1 protein-coding gene is annotated in these 560 nt (G+C 73.4%); it reads right to left on the bottom strand.

The window, feature by feature from the left end:
* Window positions 1–560, bottom strand: a 560-nt coding sequence (locus HG543_RS54060; RefSeq protein WP_169352726.1) for an AMP-binding protein, incomplete at both ends; no start/stop codon positions are given.

Genomic DNA, 560 nt, shown 5'->3' with positions numbered 1-560 from the left:
GACGGCGTGCACTGCAGGTGGGTGATGGCGTGCTGGCGCACGGCGCGCGGCAGCCAGTCGGGACTCAGGGTGTCGGCCTGCAGCAGGACGCGGAAGCCACGCGCCAGCGTCCAGAGCAGCTCGAGGACGGAGATGTCGAAGGACAGGCGGGTGACGGCCAGCCAGGCGGCGTGAGGGGGCCGCGCGAGGTGGGCGTCCATGCCGGTGAAGAAGTTGGAGACGGTGCGGTGGGGCACCTGGACACCCTTGGGGCGGCCGGTGGAACCCGAGGTGAAGAGGACGTAGGCCAGCGAGTCCGGGGTGGCCAGCGGCGCGGGCGCGTGCGTGGGCAGCGCGCGCAGCGACGCGTCGTCCAGGGACACCACGCGAGCGCCCAGCGTCTCCGGCAGTCGGGCCAGCAGCGAGGGCTGGGCCACGAGGACGGCGGGACGCGCGTCCTCGAGCATCCACGCCAGACGCTCGCGAGGGTAGGACGGGTCGAGAGGGACGTAGGCGCCGCCAGCCTTGAGGATGGCGAACAGGCCCACCACCAGCTCCAGGGAGCGCTCGGCGCACAGGCC

Origin of the sequence: Pyxidicoccus fallax (assembly GCF_012933655.1) — a bacterium.
Classification (GTDB): Bacteria; Myxococcota; Myxococcia; order Myxococcales; family Myxococcaceae; genus Myxococcus; species Myxococcus fallax.
The sequence above is the reverse complement of the archived record's forward strand: the minus strand, read 5'-3'. Positions and strand labels throughout refer to the sequence as shown.